Source organism: Kitasatospora sp. NPDC050543, from assembly GCF_044457565.1.
Lineage (GTDB): Bacteria > Actinomycetota > Actinomycetes > Streptomycetales > Streptomycetaceae > Kitasatospora.
The window spans coordinates 296,428-303,572 of the sequence record NZ_JBITGZ010000005.1; the positions used below are offsets into that span (position 1 = coordinate 296,428).

The window sequence follows — 7,145 nt, forward strand, 5'->3', positions numbered from 1 at the left end:
CCCCGGACCGGCCCGCTGGGGCCGGGGGACGGGGGCCGGGGGACGCCGTGCGGTGCGCAGCCCGGCTCAGACCTCCAGCTCGGCCTCGATCTTGGTCAGCTGATGCCGGGCCATCGCCAGGTTGGCCCGGTTGCGGTCGAGCGCCAGGTAGAGGAACAGGCCCTTGCCGGTGCGCCCGGTCAGTGGGCGGATCAGGTGGTACTGGCTGGTCAGCGAGATGAGGATGTCCTCGATGCCGTCCTTGAGGCCGAGCATGTCCATCGTGCGCATCTTGGCGCGCACGACGTCCGTGTTGCCGGCGGCGGCCACGTTGAGGTCGAGCGCACCGGCGCCGTCCAGCGTGCCGAGCGCCATCCCGCTGTTGTAGTCCACGAGAGCCGCGCCGATGGCGCCCTCGATCGAGGTGAGTGCCTGCCTCAGCGCGGTGTCAACGTCAACCATGTCGTTCTCCGGTTCCTTGTGTCAGCTGTGGTGCTGTGGGGGTGATCTGCGATGGCACCGGGTGTGTGGCACCCGGGTCTGTGGGGCTCTGGGTCCGTGGGGCCCCGGGTCTCAGCCCACCTCCTTGGGGCCGAGTGCCTCGTCGAGCAGGCAGGCGACGCGCTCGGCCGAGCGCCGCGCCTCCAGGTGCAGCCGCCCGACGTTGACGTCCGGCAGCGCGAGCACGGTCAGGACGGTGACGCTGCCTGCCGCGTACGTCGCCACGTAGCCGTGCTCCCCGCGCACCAGCGACTCCTTGAAATCGCCCTGGCCGGTGGCGTCGGCGAGCCGCTGCGCCAGGCCCAGCGCCGCCGCCGTGAGCGCCGCGAGCCCCGTCGGCTCGGTCCCGTGGGTGTCGTGCGCGACCAGCAGGCCGTCCACGCTCGCCACCAGGCCGCCCGCCAGGTGCGGCACCCTGTTCTTCAGCGCGCGCAGCTCCGCGAGCAGGTCGGTCTCCAGCGCGATCAGGTGTCTCCTTCCGGCGCGCTGCTTCAGCGCCCGCCTCATCGGCACGGCAGCGGGGTCGCGGGCGGAGAGGGGGTCAAAGTCGGGCCTCCAGTGCGGTGAGAACCCGGGTCAGCAGGGCGACGTCCGGGTCGGGGACGGACAGCGGCGGGAGTGCCGCGGGCGAGGGGTGACGCGGCGCGGGAACCGCGTCGGACCGGGCGGGGCCGGCGCCGGGGTGCGCGGCCGCGAGCGCCACGCCGCGAACGCGGCGCTCCAGCCCGGCCGCCGTCCGGCCGACCGCCTCGGACGGGCTCGGCCGCGGGCTGCCCCGCGGGGCCTCCCGCGGGGTGACCAGCAGGCCGGCCGCGGCCAGCCTGCGTACCTCGGCGGTCGTGGCGAACGCCGAGCGCCCCAGCAGCCGGGCGAGGTCGGCCGGGGTTCTTCGCCCGTCGGCGTGGTCCAGCAGCTCGCGTGCCCTGGCGCCGAGCGGTGCCGCACACCCCTGGCCGGGATCGGTGCGGACCACCGGAGCCGTGTCCACCTGCGGCCAGGGCCAGATCCGCTCCAGCATGTCCCGGCGCCGGACCATCTCGTGCCGCAGCCGCCGGGCCCCGACCGGGAGCACCGGGCCCAGCCAGTGTCGTACCCCCGGCTCGAAGGAGGTCAGCGTGGACCTGGCGCCCAGCGTGAAGAACGCCGCGTCGTACAGCGCGCTCAGATGACAGATCTCCAGCTCACCGCGGGTCAGCCGGCCCTGCTCGATGAGCGCCCGGCCCACCCGGTGGCCGGGGCCGAACTCACGGACCGTCTGCGCCCAGGCCTGCGCGGTGATCCGGCCGCTCGCGGTGAGCAGCGCGGCGAGGCCCGGCGCGTGGTCGCTCTCGACCTGCACCACCATCCCGTCGGCGAGGTAGACCGTCCCGGCCTCGCTGCGCAGGACGCCCGTCGCGCGCCCGGCGGCCAGCCGCTCGACCGTCTCCCCGGGGGGCTGCGGGTAGCGGGCCGGGGTTGCGACCCAGGGCTGCGCCCGGGAGGCCTGCAAGGTCGGTGGCCGAAAGCCGACCTGGGCGGTGGGCTCCTTGGTCGCGGTCATCCGAGGACCAGCTCCTCGGCGATCGCCTGGAGGCGGAACCGCGCGGCGGCCAGATTGCCGTCGGTGCGATCCAGCCACAGGTACAGGGCGAGCCTGCTGTCGAAGACCGTGTCGACGAAGCACATCAGGTGGTAGCTTCGGCCGGCGGTGACGATGATGTCCTGCAGGGGCGCTCCCACCTCCACCGGATCGGCGAAGGTCGGAGCCTCAGCAGCCGCGCGTACCAGGTCGGTTGCCTCTGCCGCGGCCGCCTCGTGATCTCCGGTCGGACTGTCCCCGGCACTGCCGAGGGCGAGGCCGCTGCTCCAGTCGATCAGGCTCACACCACGGGCGCCGGCGATCGTCATCGCCTCGGTGAGGCACTCGTCGATACCTGGCACACAGGCTCCTTCGGCGTTCGGGCAGCGGGGCGCGTGCGGACGGGCACGCGCCCCGATCGCCACGTCGAGTGGCGAGTCCGATACGGAAGGCTACTGATGGTTTTCGTATGACGAACATTCCAATGGCATATTCGGTGCTTGAGCGAATATTTCCAGCCAGGCCGATACCCGTCACCCGGCCCCGCTCGCGGCCGAAAACCACCTGGCCGGACGCCCGGACCGCACGCCACCGGAGCCGCCACCTGCACACCCACGTTGTCCGATTCACCCGGGGTGGCGCGGGTTTCACGCCACCGAAGTCACCCTCCGTCGCCGGATGACGACCCACAGCCCCGCGGCCGGCGGGCCGGTACGGCCACCGCGCGGGCGCCTCCTACCACCCCTGGCACGCCGATGGGCCGAAATGCGCCAGCACGCCCCCACGCCGCCACCCGGCCCGTATGGTCGTGTGTGCACGGCGGGCTCGGGGAGGGGGAGGGGAACAGCCATGCGAGATGGCACGGTCGCCGTCATCGGCGGAAGCATCGCGGGGTGCGCGTTCGCCGCGGCCGCGGCACGCGGCGGGGCCCGGCAGATCGTGGTGCTGGAGCGCACGCCCGGGCGACTGGCGGACCGCGGCGTGGGGCTCTGCGTCCACAACGACCGGTACGCCGAGCTGGCGGCGGCGGGCGCCCTGGACCCGGACATCGCCTGGCACCGCCTCACCTGCCGGCGCTGGCTGGTGAAGGACGGCTCCCGGCTCGGCCGGGTGATGTGGGACCAGCCCTTCCCGTTCCGCTCCTACCACTGGGGCCTGCTCTGGCAGGGACTGCGGCGGCTGACACCGGAGACGGTCGACTACCGGCCGGGCAGCACCGTCACCGGCGTCGGCACGGACGCCGCCGGCGCCCTGGTCGAACCGGCCACCGGCAGCACCGAACGCTTCGACCTGGTGGTGGGCGCGGACGGCTACCGCTCGGTGGTGCGCGACGCCGTCTGCCCCGGAGCCCGGCCCCGCTACGCCGGCTACATCTGCTGGCGCGGCAGCTTCCCCGCCGCGCGCCTCGCCGAGCTGCACCCCTCCCCCGGCGGCTCCGGCCGGTCCGCCGACGGCGGCCCCACGGAGGCCTGGCCCAGCACCGACGCCACCACCATCGGCTTCCCCGGCGGCCAGTGCATCCTCTACCGCATCCCCGGCCCCGAGCCGGAAGGGCCGGTCGTCAACTGGGTGCTGTACGCCGAGCCCCCCACCGCCGGCCTGCGGCTCGATGACCCGACCAGCATCCCGCCGGGCACCCTGGCCGACGAACTGACCGACCACCTCGGCGAACTCGCCGACCGCCACCTCCCACCGTACTGGGCCGCGGTGCTCGGCCTGACCCCGCGGGAGCGGACCTTCGTCCAGCCCATCTACGACCTGGAGACCCCGCGCCGCACCGCGGGCCGGCTGCTGCTAGCCGGTGACGCCGCGACGGTCGTGCGCCCGCACAACACCAGCGGCGCGGCGAAGGCCCTACAGGACGCCTGCGCCTTCGAGACCGCCTGGCGCGCGGCCGACTCCTGGGCGGAGCTGCTGAGTGCATACGAGAGCGCCCGCGGCGAGGACGGCCGGGCCCTGGTCTCACTCGGCCGTCGGCTGGGCCGGGCCCAGGTGGAACGGACCCCGCACTGGCCGTCGATGGACAGCGCCCGGATGGCGTCCTGGTGGGAGCAGCAGCTGGCCGGCACCGTCGGGTTCGGCGGCCAGTCCCTGGCTCCGGGGGCGGCCGATCACCCGGCGCCGCAGGGCGGCTGATCCGCCGCCAGCAGCCGCACCGCGCGGATCGGCGTACACACCGGCGCGGACATGATTGGAGCGCCGGGCCCGGGTCGAACGGACTCTTCCTACTGAAAGTAGGACGTGCTCCTGTAGCACCACCGACGCATGTCAAAGAGAAGATCGACTTCTCTCGACGGGTGAAACATTACCAGGTCAGCGGCGGTGCAAGGAAGTCCGGGTTTTGGCCACCGGCCCCGGCGGGGCCCACACCCCGCCGGGCCGGCCGGCACTCACGCCAGGTCGGCCAGGGCCGCCCGCGCCGCCCCCTCGCGCCGCTCGGCATCACCGTTCAGGCCCGCGAGCTCCCGTCTGTAGGGGTCGCTCTGCGCGGCCCCGACCGGGCCCGGGCGCGTGGGCCCCGGAGCCGCCGCCGTACTGGATCAGGATGCCCTGGGTGCCCGGCTGCGCCCTGGCGCTGTCCCAGGTCTGCCGGAAGTCCCGGTCGCTGAGGAGATCGCCGGCCGAGACGCCGGGCCACGGGCCGGTGCCCGTCCAGGTGCGGTGGCCGACCTGGAGGTTGAGCTTGGTGCGGTAGCCCATCCGGGCGCCCCGCAACAGGTCGGTCATCCGGGTCAGCGGGAGTTGACGGTGTGTCGAAGCCCGATCGCCTGCGCACGGATCCGGCCCGCCCGCCCGGGGCCTCACCCGTCCGGCCCGCCCGCACTGCGCGGGCGCGCCACGGCGGCCAGGCTGCTGGGAAGGCATGTCCGGCCGACGGGTCGGTGGCCGGACACCCCGCCACTCCCCGCGAGACCCCGGGCGCCGACCGAGAGCGAGAGCACAGATGTCGACGAAGATCTTTGTCAATCTCCCCGTCAAGGACCTGACCGGGTCGATCGAGTTCTTCACCGGGCTCGGCTTCCGCTACGAGCCGCACTTCACCGACGAGAACGGCGCCTGCATCGTCATCGGCGCCGACAGCTACGTCATGCTGCTGGTCGAGCCGTTCTTCCGGACGTTCACCGGCAAGGAGCGCGCCGACACCACCGGCACCGCCGAGACGATCGTCGCCCTCGGCGTGGAGGGTCGGCAGCGGGTGGACGAGCTGGTCGACAAGGCGCTCGCCACCGGCGGCGCGCCGTTCAACGACCGGACCGAGGAGGACGGCATGTACGGCCGGAGCTTCCAGGACCCGGACGGGCACCTCTGGGAGGTCTTCTCGATGCCCCCGCCCGCGGTCCCGCCCGCGGCTGCGACGGCCGGCTGAGACCTCACCCACAACGCCGGCGACATCTCCACCACGGCCACCACCCCGCCACTCCATCCGGAAGGAGAACGGCACCATGCCGAGGACCGGCAGGTACCACGAGGGCGTCCCCTGCTGGGTCGCCCTCCGCGCCCCGGACGTCGCCGCTGCCCGGCGGTTCTACCGCGAACTGTTCGGCTGGGACTACGTGGCGACGGGTGCGGCGGCCGACGGCCGGCTGGTCGCCACCCTCCAGGGCGTCCAGGTCGCCGGGATCGAGCCCGGCCGTAAGGGCGAGCGGAGCACCGACGCCTGGACCACCTACCTCCGGGCCGACCGGGCCGACCCGGTGGCGGGGCGGATCCGCGAGGCCGGTGGACGGGTGCTGACCGAGCCGTTCGATGTCGCTGACCAGGGCCGGACGGCCATCGCCGCCGACCCGCAGGGCGCGGTCTTCGGGCTCTGGCAGGGCGGCCTGAACGACGGCTCGGGCCTGGCCAACGAGCCCGGCAGCTTCACCTGGAACGAGTTGCTCTGTACCGACGCCGCTCTGGCCCGGGCCTTCTACCGGCGGGTCTTCGGCTACGAGTACGGCGCGCAGCCGCAGGCGCCGGCGGACTACGCCGTCGTCAAGGTGGCCGGCAGCCCGGTGGGCGGGATCGGCGCCCTGCCCGGGCCCTACCCACCCGGGACGCCGCCGCTCTGGTCGACGACCTTCGCGGTCGCCGACGCCGACCGGACCGCGGCGCTGGTCGGCGAACTCGGTGGCGAGGTCCTCTCGCCGCCGCAGGACACCCCGTTCGGACGGCGCGCGGTCGTCCGGGACCCCGGCGGCGCGGCGTTCTCGCTGCTCGCCGCCACCGGCTGGTGAGCGGCATGCCGGCCTCCCCGGAGGACCGCTTCGCGGAGCTCGTCGACGCGCTGGCCGGCCTGCCCGGCGTCACGCCGCCCGAGCAGGGGCCGGGGCGGCGGTTCGGCTCGGCCGCGTTGAAGGTCGACGGGCGGATCTTCGCCATGCTGGTGGACGACCGGCTGGTGCTGAAGCTCCCGCTCGGACGGGTGTCGGAGCTGGTCACCGCCGGGGAGGGCGAGCACTTCGAGCGCGGCGGCCGGCCGATGCGGGAGTGGCTGGCGCTGGATCCGGAGTCGGCGGTGGGCTGGCTCCCGCTCGCACAGGAGGCCCGGGCGTTCGTGGCCGGCTGAGCGGCTCGGCGGACACCCCACCCGCCCCGGAGCCAGATCTCCACCCCGGTTCTCACCGCGCGAGGTCGATGGTCTCGGCGATGATGCGCAGCTGCCGATCAGCACCTCGCCTGTCCACCGGACGGCACGGTCCGTGGCTTCGGGCTCGAACGCCGGGCGCTTGCGAACACGGACAAGGCCCGGCGCAACCGACGGAAACCGCCGACCACACCGGGCCTTGACCATATGGAGAGCGCCGGGCCCGGGTTGAACGGACTCTTCCTACTGAAAGTAGGACGTGCTCCGGTAGCACCACCGACGCCTGACCGAGAAGATCGCTCCCTCTCGACAGACCAAACATTAGCAGGTCAGCCGCCCTGCCCAAACTCCAGGCCCGGCCCGCCCACTGACGACCGATCCAACACGGACAAGGCCCGGCGCAACCGACGGAAACCGCCGACCACACCGGGCCTTGACCACGTGAAGAGCGCCGGGCCCGGGTTGAACGGACTCTTCCTACTGAAAGTAGGACGTGCTCCGGTAGCACCACCGACGCCTGACCGAGAAGATCGCTCCCTC

The 7,145-nt window shown here is 73.7% G+C and carries 9 protein-coding genes; 4 read left to right on the forward strand and 5 right to left on the reverse strand.

Features of this window, described 5'->3' with window-relative positions:
• Positions 1–66: 66 nt before the first annotated feature.
• The 4 genes from ACIBH3_RS09050 to ACIBH3_RS09065 all read right to left on the reverse strand — a co-directional run bounded on the left by ACIBH3_RS09050 (position 67) and on the right by ACIBH3_RS09065 (position 2,400).
• Positions 67–441 (reverse strand): hypothetical protein, encoded by a 375-nt coding sequence (locus ACIBH3_RS09050; RefSeq protein WP_396311251.1) that lies wholly within the window; start codon positions 439–441, stop codon positions 67–69.
• Between the two features lie 111 nt (positions 442–552).
• Positions 553–987, reverse strand: a complete 435-nt coding sequence (locus ACIBH3_RS09055; RefSeq protein ID WP_396311311.1) for a roadblock/LC7 domain-containing protein — start codon at positions 985–987, stop codon at positions 553–555.
• Between the two features lie 34 nt (positions 988–1,021).
• Entirely contained in the window at positions 1,022–2,020 is a 999-nt protein-coding gene (locus ACIBH3_RS09060; RefSeq protein WP_396311252.1) for a transcriptional regulator, read from the reverse strand.
• Positions 2,017–2,400, reverse strand: a complete 384-nt coding sequence (locus ACIBH3_RS09065; RefSeq protein WP_396311253.1) for a hypothetical protein — start codon at positions 2,398–2,400, stop codon at positions 2,017–2,019. Before ACIBH3_RS09065 ends, ACIBH3_RS09060 begins: the two co-directional genes overlap by 4 nt.
• A gap of 487 nt (positions 2,401–2,887) precedes the next feature.
• On the opposite strand from ACIBH3_RS09065, the gene ACIBH3_RS09070 reads away from it, so the two are divergent.
• Positions 2,888–4,174, forward strand: a complete 1,287-nt coding sequence (locus ACIBH3_RS09070; RefSeq protein ID WP_396311254.1) for a monooxygenase — start codon at positions 2,888–2,890, stop codon at positions 4,172–4,174.
• A gap of 306 nt (positions 4,175–4,480) precedes the next feature.
• Here ACIBH3_RS09070 and ACIBH3_RS09075 read toward each other — a convergent pair whose 3' ends face one another.
• Positions 4,481–4,765, reverse strand: a complete 285-nt coding sequence (locus ACIBH3_RS09075; RefSeq protein WP_396311255.1) for a hypothetical protein — start codon at positions 4,763–4,765, stop codon at positions 4,481–4,483.
• Positions 4,766–4,982: 217 nt separating this feature from the next.
• Here ACIBH3_RS09075 and ACIBH3_RS09080 point away from each other — a divergent pair, with 217 nt between their 5' ends.
• From ACIBH3_RS09080 to ACIBH3_RS09090, 3 genes are all read left to right on the forward strand, one after another.
• Positions 4,983–5,405: a VOC family protein gene (locus tag ACIBH3_RS09080; RefSeq protein WP_396311256.1), complete on the forward strand. Its 423-nt coding sequence runs from the start codon at positions 4,983–4,985 to the stop codon at positions 5,403–5,405.
• A 76-nt stretch (positions 5,406–5,481) separates the two neighbouring features.
• Positions 5,482–6,255, forward strand: coding sequence for a VOC family protein (locus tag ACIBH3_RS09085; protein ID WP_396311257.1), 774 nt, complete (start codon positions 5,482–5,484; stop codon positions 6,253–6,255).
• A 5-nt stretch (positions 6,256–6,260) separates the two neighbouring features.
• Positions 6,261–6,587 (forward strand): hypothetical protein, encoded by a 327-nt coding sequence (locus ACIBH3_RS09090; RefSeq protein ID WP_396311258.1) that lies wholly within the window; start codon positions 6,261–6,263, stop codon positions 6,585–6,587.
• Positions 6,588–7,145: the final 558 nt, after the last annotated feature.

What these genes read in the sequence shown, in the direction of transcription:
- ACIBH3_RS09060 (WP_396311252.1), bottom strand. Translation starts at nt 2,020, where the DNA reads ATGACCGCGACCAAGGAGCCCACCGCCCAGGTCGGCTTTCGGCCACCG.
- ACIBH3_RS09050 (WP_396311251.1), bottom strand. Translation starts at nt 441, where the DNA reads ATGGTTGACGTTGACACCGCGCTGAGGCAGGCACTCACCTCGATCGAG.
- ACIBH3_RS09090 (WP_396311258.1), top strand. Translation starts at nt 6,261, where the DNA reads ATGCCGGCCTCCCCGGAGGACCGCTTCGCGGAGCTCGTCGACGCGCTG.
- ACIBH3_RS09070 (WP_396311254.1), top strand. Translation starts at nt 2,888, where the DNA reads ATGCGAGATGGCACGGTCGCCGTCATCGGCGGAAGCATCGCGGGGTGC.
- ACIBH3_RS09080 (WP_396311256.1), top strand. Translation starts at nt 4,983, where the DNA reads ATGTCGACGAAGATCTTTGTCAATCTCCCCGTCAAGGACCTGACCGGG.
- ACIBH3_RS09075 (WP_396311255.1), bottom strand. Translation starts at nt 4,765, where the DNA reads ATGACCGACCTGTTGCGGGGCGCCCGGATGGGCTACCGCACCAAGCTC.
- ACIBH3_RS09085 (WP_396311257.1), top strand. Translation starts at nt 5,482, where the DNA reads ATGCCGAGGACCGGCAGGTACCACGAGGGCGTCCCCTGCTGGGTCGCC.
- ACIBH3_RS09055 (WP_396311311.1), bottom strand. Translation starts at nt 987, where the DNA reads ATGAGGCGGGCGCTGAAGCAGCGCGCCGGAAGGAGACACCTGATCGCG.